Below are 24,082 nucleotides of genomic sequence, written 5' to 3' on the forward strand. Positions count from 1 at the left end.
CGCCAGGCTCCTGCGCTGGAACGCCCGACTGGCCTGGCGGACGAATGCCTGCGCGTGCTGCAGATGGCCAACCACCGCTCAGTCGCCGCATCACCTCGATGCCGCGCCTCATTCAGATGGAACACAACGTGCCCTCTGCTTTCATAGTGAATGACTGAACTCACGCTCGATTTCAGCTCCTGCCTTGTTGAGCACAAACATGGAACTGCTCTTCGCTAACGGCCCTGATCGCAGCCTTCAGGAACACGACCACCCGCTGGATAGCGGGACCATCGGCGCGTTGCTGCAGAGTCACGACTGGTCCGAGTCGCCCCTGGGGCCACCCATCGGCTGGTCATCCAGCCTCAAGACCCTGATGGCCACGGTGCTGCCGGCCAAGGCGCAGATCGTGCTGTTCTGGGGGCCGCAGTTCGTCGCCCTGTACAACGACGCCTACGCACCCAGCATCGGCGCCAAGCACCCGCGGGCGCTGGGCCGCCCGGCCGTGGAGAACTGGAGCGAGCTGTGGGACGACCTCGAACCGCTGCTGCGCGGGGTGCGCGAGACCGGCGAAACCTTCTCGGCCAAGGACCGCCCCTTCTACATCGAACGCCACGGGCACGGCGAAACCGTCTACTTCGACGTGTCCTACTCGGCGGTACGCGAAACGGACGGCAGCGTCGGCGGCGTGCTGTGCATCGTCACCGAGACCACCGAACGCGTGCAGTTCGAGCGCCGTCAGGCATTCCTGCTGTCCCTCGGCCCGGCGCTGCCCGCCACCCTCGAACCGGAGCAGATCGAGGCCAGCGCCCTGCGCCGGCTCGGCGAGGCCCTGGGCGCCGCACGCGTGTTCTACGGCGAGGACAATGGCGACGGTGTGAGCTTCGCCGTCCATCAGGATCACGTGCAGGGCGTGCGCTCGGCCGTCGGCGTGCACCGCTACCGGGACTTCGGCAACGGCCTGCTGGCGGCGCTGCGCACCGGGCAGACCGTGGCCCGCGCCAACATCGCCAGCGAGGCCGGGCTGAGTGTCGGCGAAGCGGCGCTGTGCGCCGAGCTCGACCTGGCCGCGGCGCTCTATATCCCGGTCGTTCGCCTGGGCGCACTGGAGGCGACGCTGGTGATTCACTTCCGCCAGCCCCACGCCTTCGCCGAGCACGAGCTGCGCCTGGCCCAGGAGGCCGCGCAGCAAGCCTGGGCTTCGATCAGCCATGCACGGGCGGAAGCAGCACTGCGCGCCAGCTCCGCGCAGCTGTCGGCGATGTTCGACCAGGCCAGCGCCGGCATCGCCGTGTGCGACCGTTACTGGCGATTCATCCGGGTCAACGACCGTTACTGCGAGATCGTCGGCCGGCCGCGCGAGGCCCTGCTCGGGCTGCGCATGCAGGACATCACCCATCCGGACGACCTGGCCAGCCGCGCCCCCCAAGGCGAAGGCAAGCTCGATGACGGCGCGCCCTTCGAGGTCATCAAGCGCTACGCCCGCCCGGACGGCACGCCAGTCTGGGTGCAAAACCAGATCACCCCGTTGCTGGACGAACAGCACAACCCCAGCGGCGTGCTCTGCGTGTGCATGGATATCAGCGCCCGGGTCCGCGCCGAGGCCGAACTGCGTGAGCTGAACGAGGGCCTGGAGGAGCGTGTCGCGGCGATGGTCACGCAGCGCGAGGCGGCGATCGAGCAGCTGCACGAAGCGCGCAAGATGGAGACCATCGGCCAGCTCACCGGCGGCATCGCCCACGACTTCAACAACCTGCTGACACCGATCATGGGCACCCTGGAACTGATTCGCCGGCGCCTGGACGACGAGCGCTCGCGGGATCTAGTCGACGGTGCGCTGCAGGCGGCGGACCGCGCCCGCATCCTGGTCGGCCGCCTGCTGGCCTTCGCCCGCCGGCAGACCCTCAAGCCGCAAACGGTGGAGCTGAAGACCCTGGTCGATGGCATGCACGAACTGATGGAACGTTCGATCGGCCCGATGATTGCGGTGACCATCGAGATTCCGCAGCAGCTGCCAGCCGTGGTGGTCGACCCGCACCAGCTGGAGCTGGCGATTCTCAACCTGGCGGTGAACGCCCGCGATGCCATGAGCGACGGCGGCCGGCTGGAAATCGGCGCCGCGCTGGACACGGTCGCGGCCGACCAGGTCAGCGGCCTGTCCGCCGGGCGCTACGTCTGCCTCAAGGTGGGCGACAGTGGCAGCGGCATGAACGAGGAAACCCTGCGCCGCTGCGTGGAACCCTTCTTCTCCACCAAGGGCGTGGGCAAGGGCACCGGCCTCGGCCTGTCCATGGTGCAGGGCCTGGCCGCCCAATCCGGCGGCGGCCTCGCCATCGCCTCGCAGCAGGGCCAGGGTACCCAGGTGAGCATCTGGCTGCCGATCGCCGCCGAGGCGGCGACGGGCCCAGGCAGCGAACAGACCGACGCCCCACTGGCACCACGGCCCACCCAGGTACTGCTGGTGGACGACGAGGAGATGGTCCGCCAGACCACCAGCCTGCAGCTGCAGGACCTGGGCTATGCGGTCAGCGAAGCCGCTTCGGCGGCGGCGGCCTTTCAATTGATCGAAGCGGGACTGGCGCCCGATGTGCTGGTCACCGACCACATCATGCCGGACAAGACCGGCGCCCAACTGGCCCAGGAAATGCGCCTGCGCCTCCCCGACCTGCCGGTGCTGATCATCACCGGCTACTCGAACCTGTCGCCGGCGCAGATGCATGGCTTCGAGGTGCTCGCCAAGCCGTTCCGCCGTGCCGAACTGGCCGTGCGGCTCTCGCAACTGGCGCACGGCAAGGACTGAATTGCTCCAGGCCCGACATCCTGCCGCCTGCGGGATGGCAGTGCTCAGCGGTGAAAACCACATAAGCGCAGCCAGTGGACGCCGCCCCAGGGTTTGGCTCTCCTGCCCCACTCCGCTAAGCTCGCCGGAATCTCATCGCTGTAAGGAAGCCCCCAATGCTCCGCCTCACCACCCTCGCCGCCGGCCTGCTGCTGTCCGCTGGCGCCTATGCCCTGTCCCTTTCCGACCTGACCCAGAGTGACGCCAGCGGCGGCCTCAAGGACGCGCTGACCCAGGGCGCGCAGGTCGCGGTGAAGCAGCTCGGCAAGCCGGGTGGTTTCAGCAACAACGACGAGGTGCGCATCGAGCTGCCCGGCAAGCTGGGCAAGGCCGCGCAGACCATGAAGATGATGGGCATGGGCGAGCAGGTGGAAGAGCTGGAAACCAGCATGAACAGGGCCGCCGAAGCCGCCGTACCGCAGGCCCAGGCGATCCTGGTGGACGCGGTGAAGAAGATGACCGTGAGCGATGCCAAGGCCATCCTCGCCGGCGGCGAAGACTCCGCCACCCAGTACCTGAACAAGACCAGCCACGAACAGATCCGCGCCAAGTTCCTGCCCATCGTCAAGCAGGCCACCGACAAGGTCGGCGTGGCCAAGCAGTACAACAGCTTCGCCGGCCAGGCCGCGGCCCTGGGCGTAGTGGACGCGAAGAGCGCCAACGTCGAGAACTACGTGACCGAGCAGGCCCTCAACGGCCTGTTCAAGATGATCGCCGAGCAGGAAGCCAGCATCCGCCAGAACCCGGCCGGCGCGGCCACCAGCCTGGCGAAGAAGGTTTTTGGCGCGCTGTAAGCTGCAGCGTAGGGCGGGTGAAACCCGCGGGTCCGAACGCGGGTTTCACCCGCCCTACGCTAGCTCGCTCGATCATCGCGGGATGAAAGAGACCGTAGCCCGGATGCCATCCGGGAAGCAGGCGACTCCGCCCCGGATGGCATCCGGGCTACATGAGAAAGCAAAAGCCCGGCAGATGCCGGGCTTTTTTGTGGCCGGGCTTGTGGCCCTGCCGGGTGCCGGAACGAGTCCGGCTTCGGGGAGTAACGCGGCGTACCGGGCGGGTAGCCCCCACTAGGGTGTACGGCGCGTGGCGCGGGCGAGAATCCGCCATTGCCGGGTCGGGCGCCATAAGCGTCCGCAATCACACACTCTGCGCAGCATGCCAGGGAAAGCTTTCAGCCAGCTTTCCCTGGCGCGACCTGTTCGGTCATCTCGCCCGTACGCATCGCTGCGCACGGGCTTGATCTCAGCCGATGGTCATCAGGCTGGCGTTGCCGCCGGCGGCCGCGGTATTCACGCTCAGGGCGTGCTCGATCAGCAGGCGCTCCAGCGGAATGTCGGTCTCGCCCTTGTTCAGGCCGTGCACGCTGACGATGGCGCCCTTGCGCTGGGCAGCCTGCTGGCTGACTTCACGCAACTGGTCGGAATCGCCGTGGTGCAGGATGGCGTCGAACTCGGCCTCCAGGCTGGTCCAGTCGGCCACCGTGGCGATGCGCTTCTGCACCTCCTTGGGCAGCTTGCCGATCAGCTCGCGCTGGGCTTCCATCAGCAGCGCGTGGCTACCGACTGCCAGCGTGGCAGCCAGTTGCGCCAGCAGGTCGCCGCGATCATCGGCCAAGCACAGCACGCGTTCGCGCGGCAGCAGGCTGTAGGTGTTGCGCTCGCCGGTCGGGCCGCTCAGCACGTGGCTGGTGTAGCTCTGCGACAGCTCGCCGTACCGGGCGAACAGCGCGGCCACGGCCGGCTCGTGCTTGGTCGCCCACTCGGCGAAGGCGGCACGCGCCTTGTCCAGCTCGGCCGGCGCGCCGATGGCGTGCACGTTGTCGCCCTTGAGCTGCTGGGCCACGGCGTCCTGCGGGCGGGTCGACAGCAGGCGATAGAGGTACAGCGGGCCGCCGGCTTTCGGGCCGGTACCGGACAGGCCTTCGCCACCGAACGGCTGCACGCCGACCACGGCGCCGACGATGTTGCGGTTGACGTAGAGGTTGCCGACCTTGGCGCTGTCCACCACCTGGGCGATGGTCTCGTCGATGCGGGTATGCACGCCGAGGGTCAGGCCGTAACCGCTGTCGTTGATCTGCTGCAGCAGGTTGCCCAGCTCGGCGCGCGGGTAGCGCACCAGGTGCAGGACGGGGCCGAAGATCTCGCGCTTCATCTCATCGAAGCTGTCCAGCTCGATCAGGGTCGGCAGCACGAAGGTGCCGCGCTTGATCTCGTCGCCATCGGCACGGGCGGCCTGGAACACCTTGCGGCCCTTCTCGCGCATGGCGGCGATGTGTGCCTCGATGCCAGCCTTGGCCTCGGCGTCGATCACCGGGCCAATGTCGGTGCACAGGCGCTCCGGCGAGCCGACGCGGTATTCGGCCATGGCGCCTTTGAGCATCTCGATCACGCGGTCGGCCACGTCGTCCTGCACGCACAGCACGCGCAGGGCCGAGCAGCGCTGGCCGGCGCTGTCGAAGGCGGAGCTGACCACGTCGATCACCACCTGCTCGGCCAGGGCCGAGGAGTCGACGATCATGGCGTTGAGGCCGCCGGTCTCGGCGATCAGCGGCACGGTGCGGCCCTGGGCATCCAGGCGCCCGGCGATGTTGCGCTGGAGGATGCCGGCCACTTCGGTGGAACCGGTGAACATCACGCCACGCACGCGCTCGTCACCCACCAGGCGCGCGCCGACGGTTTCGCCACGGCCCGGCAGCAGCTGCACGGCGCCAGCCGGCACGCCGGCCTCCAGCAGAATGCGCACGGCTTGCGCTGCGATCAGCGGAGTCTGTTCGGCCGGCTTGGCCAGCACGGTGTTACCGGCGGCCAGCGCGGCAGCAACCTGGCCACTGAAGATCGCCAGCGGGAAGTTCCACGGGCTGATGCACACCACCGGGCCCAGCGGGCGGTGGCTGTCGTTGCCGAAGGCACGCGCCTGGGCGGCGTAGTAGCGGAGGAAGTCCACTGCCTCGCGCACTTCGGCGATGGCGTTGGCGAAGGTCTTGCCGGACTCGCGCACCAACAGGCCCATGAGCTGCTGAATCTCGCTCTCCATCTGGTCGGCGGCGCGCTCCAGCACGGCAGCGCGCTCGGCGGCCTGGGTCGACTGCCAGATCTGCCCGCTGGCCTGGGCGCAGAGGATCGCGCTCTTCACGTCGGCCTCGCTGGCCTCGTGTACGTGGCCGACCAGGTCACGGTGATCGGCCGGATTGCGCACCGGTTCGGCCGGGCCCGGGTTCGGCGTGTCGCCACCGAGCATCGGCGCGGCGACGTAGCTGGTGTTGGTCGACGACAGCAGCGCCGAGCTCAACGAGCCCAGGCGGTGTTCGTTGGCCAGGTCAATGCCTTCGGAGTTCAGACGGGCGTCGCCGTACAGGTCACGCGGCAGCGGAATGCGCGGGTGCGGCAGGCCGAGGGTGCCTTCCTGCGCGGTCATGCGCTCGACCTGCTCGACCGGGTCCAGCACCAGCTCTTTCAGCGAGATGCTCTGGTCGGCGATGCGGTTGACGAAGCTGGTGTTGGCGCCGTTTTCCAGCAGGCGGCGAACCAGGTAGGCCAGCAGCGTTTCGTGGCTGCCGACCGGGGCGTAGATGCGGCACGGACGGTTGAACTTACCGTCGGCGACCTTGCCCACCACCTGCTCGTACAGCGGCTCGCCCATGCCGTGCAGGCACTGGAACTCGTACTGACCCGGGTAGTAGTTCTGCCCGGCGATCTGGTAGATGGCCGATAGCGAGTGGGCGTTGTGGGTGGCGAACTGCGGATAGATGGCTTCCGGCACGGCCAGCAGCTTGCGCGCACAGGCGATGTAGGAGATGTCGGTGTAGGGCTTGCGGGTGTATACCGGGTAGCCTTCCAGGCCCTCGACCTGGGCGCGTTTGATCTCGCTGTCCCAGTAGGCGCCTTTTACCAGGCGGATCATCAGGCGGTGACGGCTGCGCTTGGCCAGGTCGATGACGTAGTCGATCACGTACGGGCAACGCTTCTGGTAGGCCTGGATGACGAAGCCGATGCCGTTCCAGCCGGCCAATTCGGGGGCGAAGCACAGGCGCTCGAGCAGGTCGAGGGAGATTTCCAGGCGGTCGGCTTCCTCGGCGTCGATGTTCAGACCGATGTCGTACTGCTTGGCCAGCTTGGTCAGGCCCAGCAGGATCGGGTACAGCTCGTCCATCACGCGGTCGTACTGGGCGCGGCTGTAACGCGGGTGCAGGGCGGAGAGCTTGATCGAGATGCCCGGGCCTTCGTAGATGCCGCGGCCGTGGGAGGCCTTGCCGATGGCGTGGATGGCCTGCTCGTAGGAGGCCAGGTAGCGCTTGGCGTCTTCCTCGGTCAGCGCGGCCTCGCCGAGCATGTCGTAGGAATAGCGGAAGCCCTTGCTCTCCATGTTGGAAGCATTGGCCAGGGCTTCGCCGATGGTCTCGCCGGTGACGAACTGCTCGCCCATCAGGCGCATGGCCATGTCCACGCCCTTGCGGATCACCGGCTCGCCGCTCTTGCCGATCAGGCGATTGAGCGAGGAGGACAGGCCGGCTTCGTTATGGGTAGCCACCAGCTTGCCGGTGATCAGCAGGCCCCACGAGGCGGCGTTGACGAACATCGACGGGCTTTGGCCCAGGTGCTGGCTCCAGTTGCCGTTGGCGATCTTGTCGCGGATCAGCGCGTCGCGGGTGGCCTTGTCCGGGATGCGTAGCAGCGCCTCGGCCAGGCACATCAGCGCCACGCCTTCCTGGGACGACAGGGAGAACTCCTGCAGCAGGCCCTGCACCAGGCCCTGGCGGCCGCCGGCGTTCTTCTGGTTGCGCAGCTTCTCGGCGATGCCGAGCGCCATCTTCTGGGTGGCCTCGGCCTGCTCTTTCGGCAGACGGGCCTGCTCCAGCAGCATCGGCAGCGCCTCGGTCTCCGGACGACGATAGGCGCCGGTGATGGCGGCACGCAGCACGGACTGCGGCAAGATGCTCTCGGCGAAATCGAGGAATACCTGCAGGCCCTGCTCGCTCAGCGCATCGACCGACTCTTCACCCGCCGCGGCGGCCAGGCCGGAGTGCTCGGCCGGGGTCAAACCACCTTCCACCTGCTCCAGATAGTTGAAGATCGCCTGCTTGATCAGCCAGTGCGGCGTGCGGTCGAGCTGCTGGGCGGCTTGCTTGAGGCGTTCGCGGGTGGCGTCGTCGAGTTTCACGCCGAGGGTGGTGGTGGCCATCGGTAATCCTGTCTGAGTGGTGCGCGGTTGGCGCGCGTGACCGAAGAGTAAACCTCCCGACAACAATGGTGCAACTAAGTGCAACCCATATCTCCGACGAGAGGCATAACCCAGTGCAACCAGGAAACGATACTGACTACAGACAACCTTAGCCGCACCAAACCAGGCTGCGGCGCAAACCGACGATCGAGCGCCCATGAAAAAGCCCGGCAGTTGCCGGGCTTTTCATCATCGCTTGCAACCTCAGCGTAGCTGCGGCTCGCTCTCCTTGACCCTGAACCAGGCCGCATACAGCGCCGGCAGGAACAGCAGGGTCAGGGCCGTGGCGACGATCAGGCCACCCATGATGGCCACCGCCATCGGCCCGAAGAACACGCTGCGCGACATCGGGATCATCGCCAGCACCGCCGCCAGGGCGGTCAGCACGATGGGACGGAAGCGCCGCACGGTGGCCTCGATGATCGCGTGCCAGCGATCCAGGCCGGCAGCGATGTCCTGTTCGATCTGGTCCACCAGGATCACCGAGTTGCGCATGATCATGCCGGACAGGGCGATGGTGCCCAGCATGGCAACGAAGCCGAACGGCTGCTGGAACACCAGCAGGAACAGGGTCACGCCGATCAGCCCCAGCGGCGCGGTGAGGAACACCATGGCCGCCCGCGACATGCTCTTCAGCTGCAGCATCAGCAGGGTCAGCACCACCAGGATGAACAGCGGGATGCCGGCGTTGACCGACTTCTGCCCACGGGTCGAATCCTCCACCGTGCCGCCCACTTCCAGCAGGTAGCCGCTGGGCAGCTCGGCGCGGATCGGCTCCAGGGTCGGCAGGATCTGCTTGGTCAGGCTTGCTGGCTGTTCGTTGCCGTAGATGTCGCCAAGGATGGTGACGGTCGGCAGGCGGTCGCGATGCCAGATCACGCCCTCCTCGAAGCCGTACTCCAGGGTGGCGATCTGCGACAGGGCCACGCTCTGGCCACTGCTGGTCGGCACCGCCAGGCTCGGCAGCAACTCCAGGGCCTGGCGCTCACGCACGGTGCCGCGCAGGAGAATCTCGATCAGCTCGTTGTCCTCGCGGAACAGGCTGACGCTGGAGCCGGTCAGCGAACTCTGCAGGAACTGCGACAGGTCGGCGCTGCTCACGCCCAGGGCACGAGCACGCTCCTGGTCGATGTTGAGGTAGACGACCTTGCTCGGCTCTTCCCAGTTCAGGTGCACGTTGGACACGTGTGGGTTCTCGCGCACCTTGGCTGCCACCTGGCGGGCGATGGCGCGCACTTCGTCGATGTGCTCGCCACTGACCCGCAGCTGGATCGGGAAGCCCACGGGCGGGCCGTTCTCCAGGCGCGAAACGCGGGTACGGGCGAACGGGAAGTCCTCGTTCATCACCTCGATCAGCCAGGTCCGCAGCCGCTCGCGATCCTCGATGCTCTTGGCCAGGATGACGAACTGGGCGAAGCGGGTCGCGGCCAGTTGCTGGTCCAGCGGCAGGTAGAAGCGCGGCGAACCGTTGCCGACGTAGGCGACGTAGTTGTCGATGCCCGGCTGGTCCTTGAGCTTGGCTTCCAGGCGCTTGACCTGCTCCTCGGTGGCCTTGAGCGATGAGCCCTCGGTGAGCTTGATGTCGACCATCAGCTCCAGGCGGCCGGAGGCCGGGAAGAACTGCTGCGGCACGAAGCGGAACAGCACGATGGAGGCGACGAACAGGCCGATGGTGACCAGGATCACCGTCTTGCGCCGGCGCACGCACCACTCCACCACTTCGCGCACGGTCTGGTAGAAGGTGGTCGAGTAGGGGTCATGCCCTTCCGGGTTGCCGCCATGCTTCTTCGCGTGCAGCTTGGCCAGGTCCGGCAGCAGGCGGTCGCCCAGGTAAGGCACGAACACCACGGCGGCGACCCAGGACACCAGCAGGGCGATGCACACCACCTGGAAGATCGAGCGGGTGTATTCGCCGGTGCCGGATTGCGCGGTGGCGATCGGCAGGAAGCCGGCGGCGGTGATCAGGGTGCCGGTGAGCATGGGGAAGGCCGTGCTGGTCCAGGCGAAGCTGGCCGCCCGGAAGCGGTCGTAGCCCTGCTCCATCTTGATCGCCATCATCTCCACCGCAATGATCGCGTCGTCCACCAGCAACCCGAGCGCCAGCACCAGCGCACCGAGGGAAATCTTGTGCAGGCCGATGCCGAAGTAGTGCATCAGGGCGAAGGTCATCGCCAGCACCAGCGGGATGGACAGCGCCACCACCAGGCCGGTACGCAGGCCGAGAGAGAAGAAGCTGACCAGCAGCACGATGATCAGCGCCTCGACCAGCACCTGGACGAACTCGCCCACGCCGGTCTTCACCGCCGCCGGCTGGTCGGACACCTTGTGCAGCTCCATGCCCACCGGCAGGGTCTGCTGCAGGCGGGCGAACTCGTGCTCCAGGGCCTCGCCCAGCACCAGGATGTCGCCGCCGGCCTTCATCGACACGGCGATGCCGATGGCGTCCTGGCTCATGAAACGCATGCGCGGCGCCTGCGGATCGTTGAAACCGCGATGCACCTCGGCCACGTCGCCGAGGCGGAAGGTACGGTCGCCGACGCGGATGGGGAAATCGCGAATCTCGTCGACCGAGGTGAAGCGCCCGGACACGCGCATCTGCACGCGGTCGGTCGGCGTTTCGAAGAAGCCCGAGTAGGCCACCGCGTTCTGCTCGTCCAGCGCCTGCTGCACGGCCGCCAGCGGCAGGCCGAGGGTGGCCAGTTTGACGTTGGACAGTTCGATCCAGATTTTCTCGTCCTGCAGGCCGAGCAGCTCGACCTTGCCCACGTCCTTGACCCGCTGCAGCTGTAGCTGCAGGCGGTCGGCGTAGTCCTTCATCACCGCGTAGTCGAAGCCCTCACCGGTGAGCGCGTAGATGTTGCCGAAGGTGGTGCCGAATTCGTCGTTGAAGAACGGCCCGCGGATGCCCGGCGGCAAGGTGTGGCGAATATCGCCGACCTTCTTGCGCACTTGGTACCAGAGCTCGGGGATGTTCTTCGAGACCATGTCGTCGCGGGCCATGAAGGTGACCACCGACTCGCCCGGGCGGGAATAGGAGTTGATGAAGTGGTAGTCACCGGTCTCCATCACCTTCTTCTCGATGCGCTCGGTGATCTGCCGCGAGACTTCCTCGGCAGTGGCGCCCGGCCAGTCGGTACGGATGACCATGGCCTTGAAGGTGAACGGCGGGTCTTCGCTCTGGCCCAGCTTGGTGTAGGACAGCGCGCCGATCACCGCCAGCACCAGCATCAGGTAACGCACGATGCTGCGGTTGCGCAGCGCCCATTCGGACAGGTTGAAGGACATGGCTTACTCCTTGTGCGCCAGTGCAACCAGGCGGTTGTCGCGATCCACCGGGCGCACCTTCTGCCCATCGAGCAGCACGTGCACACCGGCGGCGACAACCCAGTCGCCCTCCTTCAGGCCTTCCAGGATCGATACGCGCTCCTGGCCGTAGGCGCCGACCCGCACCGGAGTGCGCACGGCCTTGGATTCCTTGGGATCGATGACCCAGACGAACGGCTTGCCCTTCTCCGCGCTGAGTGCGGACAGCGGCACCGACAGCGGCACCTCGCCGTCGGCCTTGATCGCCACGCGGGCGCTCTGCCCCACATCGGCCTTGACCTTGGCGTCGCTGAAGGTGACGCGGGCGGCGAAGGTGCGCGACTGGGCGTCGGCGGCCGGCGACAGCTCGCGGATGCGCCCGGGGAATTGCTTGTCCGGCTGCGACCACAGCTCGATGCTGACTTCCTGGCCGATGCGCAGGCGCTCCAGCGACTGCTCGGGCACGCTGATCAGCACCTCGCGTTCGCCGTCGACAGCCAGGGTGAACACGGTCTGGCCGGCGGCGACCACCTGCCCCACCTCGGCCAGGCGCCGCGCCACCACGCCGTCCTGGGAGGCGCGCAGCACCGCGTAGCCGGCCTGGTTGTTGGCCACGTCGAACTCGGCCTTGATCTGCTTCACCCGCGCCTCGCCGGCACGGTACTGGTTCTCCACCGTGTCGTACTGCGACTGGCTGATCAGCTGGCGGGCCAGCAGGGTCTTGTAGCGGTCACGCTCGGAGCGCACCAGCTTGAGGTTGGCCTCGGCGGCATTGACCTGGGCCCGGGCCGCCTCCAGCTGCAGCTTGACGTCCTGCGCGTCCAGCTCGGCCAGCGGCTGATCCTTGCGTACCCGGTCACCGGCGTCCACCAGGCGCTTGGTGATCTTGCCACCGATGCGAAACGCCAGCTCCGGCTCGAAGCGCGCACGCACTTCGCCGGGGTAGGTATCCACCGCATCCGCCGCCGGCAGCGGGTGCACCACCATGGCCGGCCGCGCCGGTGCCTCGACGGTTTCACCGTTGCCACAGGCAACCAGCAGGGAGATCAGCGACAGAGGCACAGCGAGCGACAGAGCATGACGGAGCATGATGGACGACCTTTCGCAAAAAGATGCTTGGAATACTTATACTGCCCGGTATAGTAAAAATAGCGAACTCGCCAGTCCAGTATTAAAAAGCCAAATGTCCGACAAATCTTTTCAGTCCACCGGCGGCCCCGGACGGCCCAAGGATCCCGCCAAGCGCCTGGCCATTCTGGAAGCCGCCAAGCGCCTGTTCATGCACAACGGCTACGACGGCAGCAGCATGGATGCCATCGCGGCCGAGGCCGGGGTTTCCAAGCTCACGGTGTACAGCCACTTCACCGACAAGGAGACGCTGTTCGCCTGCGCGGTGGAGTCCAAGTGCGCGGAGCAGCTGCCGCCGCTGTTCTTCGAGTTGCGCCCGGACAGCAGCATTGAGCAGGCCCTGCTGGCCATCGCCCGCGGCTTCAACGCGCTGATCAACAGCGAGGAATCCCTGGCCATGCATCGTCTGATGGTGGCTCAGGGCGCGCAGAATCCGCAGCTGTCGCAGCTGTTCTTCAGCGCCGGCCCGCAGCGGGTGATCGATGCCATGCAGCATCTGCTGGAGCAGGCCAACAGCCGCGGCCAACTGCAGGTCGACAACCCGCAGCACGCCGCCGAACACTTCTTCTGCCTGATCAAGGGCGGCTGCCACTTCCGCCTGCTGATGGGCGTGGCCCAGCCACTGGGCGCCCAGGAGGCCGAGGAGCACGTGCAGGAAGTGGTGAAACTGTTCGTGCGCGCGTACAGGCCCTAGGGCTTCAGCGCCTTCTTCGGATAGATGTCGTAGCGGCTGGACTTGCCCTCCAGCGCGTAGCTCGGTTTGGCGCCCTCGATGATCGGCGCCTTGCGCGGGCGCTTGACCACCACCCGGTGCGTGGCCAGGGCCAGGGCGGCCTCGAGCAGCGCCGGGGCGTCCAGGTCGTCGCCCACCAGCGGGCGGAACAGGCGCATCTCCTTCTTCACCAGCGCGCTCTTGTCGCGGTGCGGGAACATGGGGTCGAGGTAGATCACCTGCGGCGGCTCGCCCTGCCAGTTACCCATCAGCTCGATAGCATTACCCTGCAGCAGACGCATCTGCGCGGCGATGGGCGCCACCTCGGCGTCCTGTGCGGCACGCGCCAGGCCGTCTTCGAGCAGGGCGGCGATGATCGGCTGGCGCTCGCTCATGGTCACCGCGCAGCCCAGGCTGGCCAGGACGAACGCATCGCGCCCCAGCCCCGCCGTGGCATCCAGCACGCTTGGGCGCACGCCTGGCTGCACACCGACCGCCTTGGCGATCATCTGCCCGCTGCCGCCGCCATACAGGCGACGGTGCGCCACGGCGCCCTCGACGAAGTCCACGCGCACCGGCCCCGGCGCCTGCGGCCCCAGCTCGGCCAACTGCAGCCCCTCCTCGCCCAGCTGCAGGGCGAATTCGGCCTCGCTCTCCAGTTGCAGGTCGAGGCGTTCGGCCCAGGCACGCACCTCGTCGGCATAGGCAGGCAACAAGGCCTCGGCGCGGATTCTGGTTACAGGCCGTTCGTCACTCATCAGGAAATATGCTCAAGAAACGCTCAATCGAGGCGGCGCGCGGCCGATAGCAGGGTGAAGCCCTATTCTGCCAGACGCGGCCCGCGACGGCCGCACCGAGTTCGATGATGTTCGATAGTCTCTCCGCGCCCCGCCCCTCCGCGCTGGACAAACAGCTGGATGCCGGCCTGCGCGACTCCCTCGATTACCAGATCCTGCGCCGCACCCTGATGCCCAAGGGCGATCAGCCCGCTCCCACGCAGACCGCAGAGGCAAGCCAACCAGCCGCCGACGCTCCACCGGTGGAAGCCATGGCGCAAGCCGCCAGCTTCCAGCAGGTACTGCAGCAACGCGAGCTGCAGCTGAACGTGACCGCCAACCCGCAACCGCAGAAGACCGACCCGCTGGTGCTGGACCTGGCCAGCAACGGCTTCACCACCCGCGGCCTGGATGACGCCGTGCGCTTCGACCTGGATGCCGACGGCCGCACCGACAGCATCAGCGCCCCCAGCGGCGACGACGCCCTACTGGCGCTGGACCACAACGGCAATGGCCGCATCGACGATGGTCGCGAGCTGTTCGGCGACCAGAACGGTGCCGCCAATGGCTTCGCCGAGCTGGCCAAGCACGACGACAACCGCGATGGCCGCATCGATACCCAGGATGCAGTGTTCGAACGCCTGCGCCTGCTGCGCTTCGACGCCGCCGGCAAGCAACACACCCAGAGCCTGTCCCAGGCCGGCGTGGCCGCCATCGAGCTGCAGGCCCATGACGTCAAGCAGGCCCTCGGCGCCTACGACGAAATCGCCCAGCTCGGCCAGTTCGAATTCGCCGACGGTCGCCGCGGCCAGGCCGCCGACCTGCTGCTGGCGCGCCGCTAGCAGTTACGCAGCGCTAGCGACAGAGGCGAAACAATCCCATATCCAGGTGAAAGTGGTCGCGATGGGCGGCGTTGTACTCCGGCCCCAGGGTGACATTGAAACTGGAGCACGCCGCATCGCGCACCTGGCGCAGGAACAGCGCCTCCTGCCCCGCCCCTTCCCAGTGCCTGGCCACGCTGATGCGCCGCCCATCTTTCAGGCGAAAGCCGGCGATATCCAGGGCGTTGGCGCTGGCGTGCTGGCTGCGCCGCTGACTGGTACCGATGTTGCGGCAGGCGAAGCTGCCCAGATGTTCAATGCGCGCCACCGGCTGGCCGAATGCCTGGCGCGCGGCCGGCTGCAGGCCGTGCTCCTCGAACAGGGCGTAGGCCACGGCCAGCTTGCAGCTGGCGAGGAACGCCGAGCTGAACTGCACGCCGGCGCGCTGCACCCGCACCGCATTCTCCACCGCGCAGCCGGCGGCGGGCTCGCTGTCCGCCACTGCCGTGTAGCGCAGCACGCTGCTGTCCAGCGCCAGCCGGCACAGCTCGGGGTCGCGCTGCAGGCGCATCAGCTTATAGCCGGTCAGCAGGTTGGGCGGTTGGCGTACGTCCAGCGGCGTCCAGGGGTTCCACGCCGGCGGCACGGGCAACCAGCCGCGATAGACCGCCAGGGGCGTGCCGAGCAGCATCAGCAGCACCAGCCAGCAGAACGCCCGGCGCATACCGTCAGCCGAACAGGTCGTTGATCTCGTCGAACGGCATGGCCTCGCCCATCGCCGCCAGGCTGCCACGGGCCAGTTCGCCGGCGGCGAAGAAGAACTCGCCGTAGGCGACCCGCGCCAGGTTGGAGCCGACGCTGACCCGCTTCACCCCCAGCTCGATCAGTTCGGCCAGGGAAAGGCGCAAGCTGGGTGAGCCGACCAGCACATTGACCGGCCGCGGCGCCACGGCCTCGACCACCGCCTTGATCTCCTCGCGGCTGCGCAGTCCGGGGGCGTAGAGCACATCGGCACCGGCCTCGGCATAGGCCACCAGGCGGCGGATGGTGTCATTCAGATCGGCGCGGCCGTGCAGAAAGTTCTCGGCCCGCGCGGCCAGGGTGAAGGGGAAGTCCAGGGCACGCGCGGCCGCGACGGCGGCGCGAATGCGCTCCACGGCCAGGTCCTGTGGATAGATCGGCATATCGGCACGGCCGGTAGCGTCCTCGATGGAGCCGCCCACCAGGCCGACCCCGGCGGCCAGGCGAATGGTTTCCGCGCAGTGCTCGGGCGCGTCGCCGTAGCCGTTCTCCAGGTCGGCGGCCACCGGCAGAGACGTCGCCTCGACGATGGCGCGGGCATTGGCCAGGCATTCATCGCGGCTCACCGCGCCTTCTGCGTCGCGCCGCCCCAGGGAGAAGGCCAGGCCCGCGCTGGTGGTGGCCAGGGCCTGGAAGCCGAGCTGGGCGAGCATCTTCGCCGAGCCGGCGTCCCACGGGTTGGGCAGGACCAGCAGGCCCTCGCCCTGATGCAGAGCCCGAAAGGCTTCGCCACGCTCTCGCTGGGTACTCATGGTGCTGCTCCTTGCGCTGAGTGAAGTGGCAACCCTAGCCGCCCGCATGGCGAACGGAAAGGCTGGCCCCTGTCAGAGCAGACCGAGCTGTTCCACCTCGGGTTCCGCCGGCGCCAGCTCCGGCAGGCCGGGCAGGCGCTCGCCCAGCAGGGCATGGAAGCGCAGGGCCTGGGCGGCGGCCAGGTGATTGTCCGGGGTATGCAGGAACACGTGGGGCGTCAGGCCCTGTTCGATCCAGGCGGCGACCTTGTCCAGCCAGGGTTCGAGGAACGCCTGGTTGGCCTCCAGGTCCGGCCCGCCGATGAAACGCAGCTGCGGGCTGGCGCTGAAGGCCGTCGGCCGCGGCGGCAGGCGCGGCTTCTTCGACTGGGCATGCAACACCGCGGCATCGCGCAAGGTGCAGGCGAACAGCGCCCGCGAGTCCAGGCAGATGCGTTCCACGCCGCGTTCCTGCAGGCTGCGATTGAGCAGGCGCTCGTCCTCTTCCCTGGCGAAGAACGCCGGATGGCGCAGCTCCACGGCAATGGCGCGGCCAGAAAATTCATCGAGCCAGGCCAGCAGCTCACCCAGGCGCGACGGGCCGAAGCTGGCGGGCAGCTGCAACCACAAGGGGGCGACCCGCTCGCCGAGCGGCGCCAGCAGCTGCAGGAAGTCCACCGTGGCAGCGAAGTGATCGCGCAGATCGCCGTTATGGCTGATATCGCGCGGCAGCTTGGCGCAGAAGCGGAAGTGCCCCGGCATCTGCTCTGCCCAGCGCTGCACGGTCTGCGCCGCGGGGCGGGCATAGAAGGTGGTGTTGCCCTCCACCGCATTGAAGGTGGCGGCGTAGTGGCTCAGGGTATCGGCGGGACGCAGATCGGCGGGATAGAAGCTGCCGCGCCAGGCCGGCTCGTTCCACGACGGGCAGCCGAGGAAGTAAGGGAGCATCAGGCGTAGAGGTCGAGACCGAGAACTTCGCTGGCGTCGCGGTCTTCGGTGTAGCTGGCGGCGCTGCCATAGGCGGCCAGGGCCTGGTTGGCCTTTGCACTGAAGCCGCGCTGCTGCTGGCTGACATTGTCCTGGTAGCGCGCCGGCAGGCTGTCGCTGCTGGCGTTGCCGGCCTGCACCTTGCGCGGCTGGGCGAGCTGCTCGTAACCCTGGGTGGCGGACGGCGAAGCGGGTTGTTCGCGGCGTTGCTCGACCTCGCGCTGTGCCTCGCGGAAAGGCGTGACCGCGCTGCCCGGGCGAGAGCTGCGATCCAGCGGATAAGAGGATGAGAGGCCGTCGAGACGCATCAGTTACTGCTCGGAATACGTGGGTGGCAATTTAGCGGCGCCAAAGAAAAATGGCAATTTGCTCAGGCCGGCAGCGGACGGAAGGCGTGACAGCGAAGCGGCAGGCCGAGAATCTGTTTCGGATATTTTGAGCTAGAGCCAGGCAAGGCGAAATTGGGTGAGGACGCGGAGTTTACGAAGTGTAAATGAGCAGTCCGAACGCAGCATGGCCGACGATCAAGAGATCCGAGACAGGTTCTCAGGGCTTGGGCGCCTTGGGTGTGGCCACGTTGTCGCGCAGGTAGACCGGCTGCGCTTCGTCGGCGGGCAGTGCCTCGCCGCGCTGCCAGGCGAAGGTGGCCAGGCTCAGCAGATCCTGGGCATGCGGCAGCATGGCGTTGTCGCTGCCACTCGGCGCCAGGGCAATGCGCGCGCCATAGGTGCCCCAGCCGGTGCCAGCGGCGAACCAGTCGCCACTGGCACCACGCGGCAGCTCGGCACGCTCCGGCGCCAGCACCGCCTCGATGCCCTGCAGGCGCATCTCGCCCTGCTCGGCGGCGTAGCAACCCCAGTACACCTCGTCCATGCGCGCGTCGATGGCCGCGGCCACCTGCCGCGCACCATGCTCGCGCAGCGCACGCTGGGCCAGCACCGCCAGGTTGGAAACCGGCAGCACCGGCTTGTCCAGGGCGAAAGCCAGACCCTGGACCACGCCGATGGCGATGCGCACGCCGGTGAAGGCACCCGGGCCACGGCCAAAGGCGATGGCATCCACCGCGGCCAGGGCCACCCCGGCCTCGCCGAGCAGGTCGTGGATCATCGGCAGCAGGCGCTGGGCATGCAGGCGTGGCGCCACTTCGTAGTGGCTGAGCACCTTGCCGTCATGCAGCAGGGCGACGGAGCAGGCTTCGGTGGCGGTATCCAGGGCCAGCAGGGTGGTCATCGGCATGTCCGGTGGGGCAGAAAAAGGCGGCGATTATAACTGGTGGGAGCGGCCTTGGCCGCGATGGTTACCGGCGGCAATCGAGCTTCGCGGCCAAGGCCGCTCCCACAGAAAGTTGCTAGCGCAGAAAGCACAACGGCCCGCAATGCGGGCCGCTGGTTAAAGCGATCAGCCGATCAGCTGATCAGCTGAGGGCGGCGAATACCTTGGCGGTGATCTCATCCACCGAGCCAACGCCGGCGATGGCGCTGTACTTCGGGGTGCCTTCGGCGGCGGCCAGCTTCTGGTAGAAGTCCACCAGCGGCTTGGTCTGCGAATGGTAGACGGACAGGCGATGACGCACGGTTTCCTCGGTGTCGTCCTTGCGCTGGACCAACTCGTCGCCGGTCTCGTCGTCCTTGCCTTCCACCTTCGGCGGGTTGTAGACCAGGTGATAGACGCGGCCGCTGGCCTCGTGCACACGGCGACCAGCGATGCGCTGGACGATCTCTTCGTCGTCGACGGCGATCTCGACCACGTTGTCGATGGTCACGCCGGCTTCCTTCAGCGCTTCGGCCTGGGGAATGGTGCGCGGGAAGCCGTCGAACAGGAAGCCCTTGGCGCAATCCGGCTGAGCGATGCGCTCCTTGACCAGATTGATGATCAGGTCATCGGAGACCAGACCGCCGCTTTCCATGATGCTCTTGGCCTGCAGGCCCAGTTCGGTGCCGGCCTTGACCGCGGCACGCAGCATGTCGCCGGTGGAGATCTGCGGAATACCGAACTTCTTGGTGATGAAACCAGCCTGGGTACCTTTGCCGGCACCGGGCGCCCCCAGCAGAATCACGCGCATCGAAGTGCTCCTCAAAATAAAGACAGAAAGTCGTCGGATTCGCCTCGTGGGGCCAATCTCAATATTTGGGTTTCGGCGTCACTGAGCGGCCAAAAGGAGGGCCACAATACACAGCGCTTCGGTGCGGCACAAGCCACCGAAAGTCGGAGGCGGCGGGGCTTCAGCCGGTGTTGCGCAACCCTGCTGCGATACCCGCGACACTCACCAGTAAAGCCTGTTCCAGAGGGCTGTCCACCGGGTTCTCGCGCAGTCTGCAACGGGCCAGCAGCTCGGCCTGGAGCAGGTGCAGCGGGTCCAGATAGATGTTGCGCACGGTGATCGCCTCACGGGTCTCCGGACTGTGGGTGAGCAGCTCCGACTGATGGGTCAGGCCCAGCACCGCGGAGCGGCACTGCGACAATAGGTCGCGCAACTGCGCACCCAGCGGTTGCAACTCGGAACCGACCAGCCGCTCGTCATACAGTGCGGCAATCGCCAGGTCGGCCTTGGCCAGCACCATCTCCAGCATGTCGATGCGCGTGCGAAAGAACGGCCAGTGCTCGCGCATGTCCTCCAGCAGCCCCTTGCCGCCGCCCTGAATGGCCTTGTCCAGGGCCTGCTCCCAGCCCAGCCAGGCCGGCAGCATCAGGCGGGTCTGGGTCCAGGCGAAGATCCACGGGATGGCGCGCAGGCTCTCCACCCCACCGGCGCGGCGCTTGGCCGGGCGGCTGCCCAGCGGCAGGCGGCCGAGCTCCTGCTCCGGCGTGGCCTGGCGGAAGTACTCGACGAACTGCGGATGCTCGCGCACCACCGCGCGGTAGGCGGCCACGCCCTCGGCGGCCAGGCGATCCATGGACGAGCGCCAGGCCGGTTCCGGCGCGGGCGGTGGCTGCAGGGTCGCCTCCAGCACGGCGGCCAGGTAGAGGTTGAGGTTCTGCTCGGCCAGCTGCGGCAGGCCGAACTTGAAGCGGATCATCTCGCCCTGCTCGGTGGTGCGGAAACGCCCGGACACCGAGCCCGGCGGCTGCGACAGGATCGCCGCATGGGCCGGGCCGCCGCCACGGCCGACGGTGCCACCGCGGCCATGGAACAGCAGCAGCTCCACCTCGTGCTTGCGGCAAACGCTGACCAGGGTTTCCTGGGCGCGGTACTGGGCCCAGGCGGCCGCCGTGGTGCCGGCATCCTTGGCCGAGTCGGAATAGCCGATCATCACTTCCTGCGGCCCATGCAGGCGCGCGCGGTAGCCGTGCAGACCGAGCAGGCGGTCGATGGCCGGGCCGGCGTTGTCCAGGTCGGCCAGGGTCTCGAACAAGGGTGCAACCCGCATCGGTCGCTGCAGGCCGGCTTCCTTTAATAGCAGTTGCACCGCCAGCACATCGGACGGCGCACCGGCCATGGAGATGACGTAGGTGCCCAGCGAGGCCGCCGGCGCCGCGGCGATCACCCGGCAGGTGGCCAGCACCTCGGCGGTCTCGGCCGAAGGGCGATGGTGCGACGGCAAAAGTGGGCGTCGGCTGTCCAGCTCGCGCAGGAGGAATTCCAGGCGCTGCTCTTCATCCCACTCGGCGTAGTTGCCCAGACCCAGGTAGTCGGTGATCTCGGCCATGGCGGCGGCATGGCGCGCGGCATCCTGGCGGATGTCCAGGCGCACCAGGAACAGGCCGAAGCAGGCGGCGCGACGCAGGCAATCGAGCAATTCGCCCTCGGCGATCACGCCCATGCCGCTGGCGTGCAGGGAGTGGTAGCAGAGCTCCAGCGGCTCCAGCAGTTCGCGGTTGTCGTGCAGCACCTCGGGGCCGGGTGCAACCTCGTCGTCCAGCGCCGCCTCGGCCCAGGCACGGGTGGCGCGCAGGCGCTCGCGCAGCTGCTTGAGCAGGGCTCGGTAGGGCTCGGGATGCACGCCGACGCGAACGCGCAGTTCGTCGCTGGCCTGCTGCATGGACAGCTCGGCGGCCAAACGGTCGACGTCGCGCAAATACAGGTCGGCAGCCATCCAGCGCGCCAGCAGCAGCACCTTGCGGCTGACTTCGGCGGTGACATTGGGATTGCCGTCGCGATCACCGCCCATCCAGGAGGCGAAGCGCACCGGCGCCGCCTCCAGCGGCAGGCGCAGGCCGCAGGCGTCGTGCAGGGCCTGGTCGGCCTTGCGCAGGAAGCTCGGCAGCGCCTGCCACAGGGAATGCTCAATCACCGCGAAGCCCCACTTGGCCTCGTCCACCGGGCTGGGCCGGCTGCGGCGGATTTCCTCGGTGTGCCAGGCCTCGGCGATCAGCCGGCGCAGCTTGAGCTGGGCCTGGTCGCGCTCGGCGGCCGACAGGTCGGCGTGGTCCAGGGCCGCCAGCTGCGCGGCAATCGCGTCGTACTTCTGGATCAGGGTTCGGCGCGCCACCTCGGTGGGGTGCGCGGTGAGCACCAGCTCGATGTCCACCCGACCGAGCTGGCGCGCCAGCTGCTCCGGCTTGTGCCCGCCGGCCACCAGGCGCTGCAGCAGCTCGGCCAGCACGCGGTCGTCGAAGGGCTGAGCCTCGCCAGGGCGACGACGGCGGATGCGGTGGTACTGCTCGGCGATATTGGCCAGATTGAGGAACTGGTTGAACGCGCGCGCCACCGGCAGCAGCTCGTCATCGCTAAGCGCGGCGAGGGTCTCGCGCAGTTGTTGCTCGCCGGCCGAAGGGCCCTTGCGCCCGGCCTTGGAGCCCTGGCGGATCAGCTCGATCTTGGCCAGGAAGGCCTCGCCGAGCTGATTGCGGATGGTGTCGCCGAGCAGCTCGCCGAGCAGGTGAACCTCTTCGCGCAGACGCGCATCGATCTCTGCCATGACCCTTCTCTCCCTCGGGATAGAGCCTTCAGCTTGCACAGGGCGACCCATTCTTACAAGCACACGACGAACTGCCGGCGGTCGAACGCCAGCGAGCTAGTCTCAACCTTGCGGGCGTCACAAGCGTCCGTGCCCGGCCTACAGGATGTTCCCGGGCCGCTATCCGTCCATGAAAGGGCAATCGAGGTGCCTATGAAGATCCGAGAACTCACCCGCCATTGGGAGCAGAACGCCAAGGGTCGCCTGACCCAGAGCCAGTACCACATCCATCTCGACCTGGAGTCGGCGGCGCGCCTGGCGGCGCTGTCCGAGATGTATCCGAAGCGCAGCGCCGAGGAGCTGCTCGGCGAACTGATCAGCTCGGCACTGGAGGAACTGGAGGCCAGCCTGCCCTACGTCAAGGGCCACAAGGTGGTTGCCACCGATGAACAGGGCGACCCGCTGTACGAGGACATCGGCCCCACGCCGCGCTTCCTCGCGCTGTCGCGCAAGTACCTGCAGCAACTGAGCGCGCAGAGCGACGGCACCCAGCACTGAGTCGCCCGCCCTGCCAAAGCCCCCTTCCGGGGGCTTTTTCATGCGCGTGAAAAATCTTGAACATTCTTTTTCGGGCAGCAGTCACAGCACTAGGCCGGGGCAAACGGCAGCGATTGGCAAGGCTTCTTCGCCAATCCGCCGACATCCGGCAGGTAACTCGTTTTGACAATGGAACTGCATGGAGCCAATCACCATGATCAACAGCTCGAGAACACTGCTGCTCACCCTCGCCATCGGTGGCAGCCTGGCGCTGGCCGGTTGCGCCGGCAACCCGCCCACCGAACAGCTCGCCTCCGCCAACGCGGTGATCAAGAGTGCCGAGGCCGCTGGCGGCCCCGAGTACGCTCCGGCGGACATGAAGGCGGCGCAGGACAAGATGACCCAGGCCCAGCTGCTGATGCAGGGCCAGGAATACGAGCAGGCCCGCCGCCTGATCGAACAGGCCGAGGCCGATGCCCGCGTTGCCGAGCGCCGCGCACTGGCCGGCAAGGCGCAACGCGGTCTGCATGACGCCCAGCAGGGTGTGCAGCAGATCCGTGAAGAAGGCTCGCGCACCCCGATCATCGTGCAGTGACCCAGGAGGAGCGAAATATGAATCGTATGACCCATCTGTTCACCCTTTCCGCCCTGAGCCTGGTCCTGGCGGGTTGCGCCCACGAACCGAATCCCAACCTGGAGCAGGCTCGCGCCAGCTACGCCGAGCTGCAGGCCAATCCGCAGGCGCAGACCCTGGCCAGCGTGGAAACCAAGGAAGCCGGCGACATGCTGACCCGCGCCAACCAGGCCTACGAGTCCGGCCAGGGTAGCGTGCAGGTCGACCACCTGGCCTATCAGGCCAACCGGCGCATCGACGTGGCCAAGGAAACCATCCTGCAGAAGAACGCCGAAGAGGCGCTGAAGACCGCTCCGGCCCAGCGCACCCAGGCGCAATTGGACGCACGTAATCAGCAGGTCGACGTGCTGCTGCAGCACCTGCAGGCCCAGGAGACCGAGCGCGGTTCCGTGGTGACCCTGGGAGACGTGCTGTTCGAGGTGGACCGCGCGCAGCTGACCAGTGCCGGTATGCAGAACGTACAGGAGCTGGGTAATTACCTGCTGCAGAACCCGGAACGCCAGGTGGTAGTGGAAGGCTTCACCGACAGCACCGGCACCCGCGACCACAACCTGCGCCTGTCCCAGGCACGTGCCGACTCGGTGCGTAGCGCCCTGGTGGCCATGGGTGTCGACCCGCGTCGCATCACCACCCACGGCCTCGGTCAGGACTACCCGGTGGCCAGCAATGCCACCGCCGACTCGCGCACCCTCAACCGCCGGGTGGAAGTGACCATCGCCCACGGCCAGGGTCCGGTGGCGCCGCGCGTACGACTGTAACGGTGCCGCAACGAAAAAGCC

Annotated in this window: 18 protein-coding genes; 7 read left to right on the top strand and 11 right to left on the bottom strand. The window is 67.5% G+C overall.

Annotation, left to right across the window (positions count from 1 at the left end; all coding sequences use genetic code 11):
• Nucleotides 1-199 precede the first annotated feature (199 nt).
• Both N7607_RS01495 and N7607_RS01500 read left to right on the top strand, forming a co-directional pair.
• Nucleotides 200-2,779: a PAS domain-containing protein gene (locus tag N7607_RS01495; protein WP_279866776.1), complete on the top strand. Its 2,580-nt coding sequence runs from the start codon at nt 200-202 to the stop codon at nt 2,777-2,779.
• A gap of 155 nt (nt 2,780-2,934) precedes the next feature.
• Nucleotides 2,935-3,612: a DUF4197 domain-containing protein gene (locus N7607_RS01500; RefSeq protein WP_279924010.1), complete on the top strand. Its 678-nt coding sequence runs from the start codon at nt 2,935-2,937 to the stop codon at nt 3,610-3,612.
• A 448-nt stretch (nt 3,613-4,060) separates the two neighbouring features.
• On the opposite strand, the gene putA is transcribed toward N7607_RS01500, so the two are convergent.
• The 3 genes from putA to N7607_RS01515 form a co-directional block, all read right to left on the bottom strand.
• The gene (gene putA / locus N7607_RS01505) at nt 4,061-7,996 is read right to left on the bottom strand and encodes a trifunctional transcriptional regulator/proline dehydrogenase/L-glutamate gamma-semialdehyde dehydrogenase (RefSeq protein ID WP_279869424.1); all 3,936 of its coding nucleotides are present in this window, start codon (nt 7,994-7,996) and stop codon (nt 4,061-4,063) included.
• A gap of 243 nt (nt 7,997-8,239) precedes the next feature.
• Entirely contained in the window at nt 8,240-11,320 is a 3,081-nt protein-coding gene (locus tag N7607_RS01510) for an efflux RND transporter permease subunit (protein WP_279869426.1), read from the bottom strand.
• 3 nt (nt 11,321-11,323) lie between these two features.
• Nucleotides 11,324-12,427, bottom strand: coding sequence for an efflux RND transporter periplasmic adaptor subunit (locus tag N7607_RS01515; RefSeq protein ID WP_279869427.1), 1,104 nt, complete (start codon nt 12,425-12,427; stop codon nt 11,324-11,326).
• A 94-nt stretch (nt 12,428-12,521) separates the two neighbouring features.
• Between N7607_RS01515 and N7607_RS01520 the strand changes: the two genes are divergently transcribed.
• Complete coding sequence (locus N7607_RS01520; RefSeq protein ID WP_192396736.1) at nt 12,522-13,160, top strand: TetR/AcrR family transcriptional regulator; 639 nt, start codon at nt 12,522-12,524, stop codon at nt 13,158-13,160.
• On the opposite strand, the gene N7607_RS01525 is transcribed toward N7607_RS01520, so the two are convergent.
• Nucleotides 13,157-13,936: a class I SAM-dependent methyltransferase gene (locus tag N7607_RS01525; RefSeq protein WP_279869428.1), complete on the bottom strand. Its 780-nt coding sequence runs from the start codon at nt 13,934-13,936 to the stop codon at nt 13,157-13,159. The two genes, N7607_RS01520 and N7607_RS01525, sit on opposite strands and share 4 nt — an antisense overlap.
• Nucleotides 13,937-14,043: 107 nt before the next feature.
• On the opposite strand from N7607_RS01525, the gene N7607_RS01530 reads away from it, so the two are divergent.
• On the top strand, nt 14,044-14,796 hold the full coding sequence (locus N7607_RS01530) for a hypothetical protein (protein ID WP_279869430.1): 753 nt from the start codon (nt 14,044-14,046) through the stop codon (nt 14,794-14,796).
• A gap of 13 nt (nt 14,797-14,809) precedes the next feature.
• Here the strand turns inward: N7607_RS01530 and N7607_RS01535 are convergent, their stop codons facing one another.
• The 7 genes from N7607_RS01535 to ppc form a co-directional block, all read right to left on the bottom strand.
• The gene (locus N7607_RS01535) at nt 14,810-15,499 is read right to left on the bottom strand and encodes an extensin family protein (RefSeq protein ID WP_279869431.1); all 690 of its coding nucleotides are present in this window, start codon (nt 15,497-15,499) and stop codon (nt 14,810-14,812) included.
• Between the two features lie 4 nt (nt 15,500-15,503).
• Nucleotides 15,504-16,328: an isocitrate lyase/phosphoenolpyruvate mutase family protein gene (locus tag N7607_RS01540; protein ID WP_279869432.1), complete on the bottom strand. Its 825-nt coding sequence runs from the start codon at nt 16,326-16,328 to the stop codon at nt 15,504-15,506.
• A 72-nt stretch (nt 16,329-16,400) separates the two neighbouring features.
• Complete coding sequence (locus N7607_RS01545; RefSeq protein WP_279869433.1) at nt 16,401-17,255, bottom strand: DUF72 domain-containing protein; 855 nt, start codon at nt 17,253-17,255, stop codon at nt 16,401-16,403.
• The gene (locus tag N7607_RS01550; RefSeq protein WP_279869434.1) at nt 17,255-17,602 is read right to left on the bottom strand and encodes a hypothetical protein; all 348 of its coding nucleotides are present in this window, start codon (nt 17,600-17,602) and stop codon (nt 17,255-17,257) included. Before N7607_RS01550 ends, N7607_RS01545 begins: the two co-directional genes overlap by 1 nt.
• Nucleotides 17,603-17,840: 238 nt before the next feature.
• Complete coding sequence (gene tsaB, locus N7607_RS01555) at nt 17,841-18,524, bottom strand: tRNA (adenosine(37)-N6)-threonylcarbamoyltransferase complex dimerization subunit type 1 TsaB (protein WP_279869436.1); 684 nt, start codon at nt 18,522-18,524, stop codon at nt 17,841-17,843.
• A gap of 184 nt (nt 18,525-18,708) precedes the next feature.
• The gene (gene adk / locus N7607_RS01560) at nt 18,709-19,356 is read right to left on the bottom strand and encodes an adenylate kinase (protein ID WP_279867197.1); all 648 of its coding nucleotides are present in this window, start codon (nt 19,354-19,356) and stop codon (nt 18,709-18,711) included.
• Between the two features lie 160 nt (nt 19,357-19,516).
• Complete coding sequence (gene ppc / locus N7607_RS01565; RefSeq protein ID WP_279867196.1) at nt 19,517-22,153, bottom strand: phosphoenolpyruvate carboxylase; 2,637 nt, start codon at nt 22,151-22,153, stop codon at nt 19,517-19,519.
• A 192-nt stretch (nt 22,154-22,345) separates the two neighbouring features.
• Between ppc and N7607_RS01570 the strand changes: the two genes are divergently transcribed.
• From N7607_RS01570 to N7607_RS01580, 3 genes are all read left to right on the top strand, one after another.
• Nucleotides 22,346-22,690 (top strand): pilin assembly protein, encoded by a 345-nt coding sequence (locus N7607_RS01570; protein WP_279867194.1) that lies wholly within the window; start codon nt 22,346-22,348, stop codon nt 22,688-22,690.
• 193 nt (nt 22,691-22,883) lie between these two features.
• Nucleotides 22,884-23,264, top strand: a complete 381-nt coding sequence (locus N7607_RS01575; RefSeq protein ID WP_279867193.1) for a DUF4398 domain-containing protein — start codon at nt 22,884-22,886, stop codon at nt 23,262-23,264.
• A gap of 17 nt (nt 23,265-23,281) precedes the next feature.
• Nucleotides 23,282-24,061, top strand: coding sequence for an OmpA family protein (locus N7607_RS01580; RefSeq protein WP_279867191.1), 780 nt, complete (start codon nt 23,282-23,284; stop codon nt 24,059-24,061).
• The last annotated feature ends 21 nt before the right edge of the window (nt 24,062-24,082 follow it).

It is taken from the genome of Pseudomonas sp. GD04019, from assembly GCF_029837695.1.
Classification (GTDB): Bacteria; Pseudomonadota; Gammaproteobacteria; order Pseudomonadales; family Pseudomonadaceae; genus Aquipseudomonas.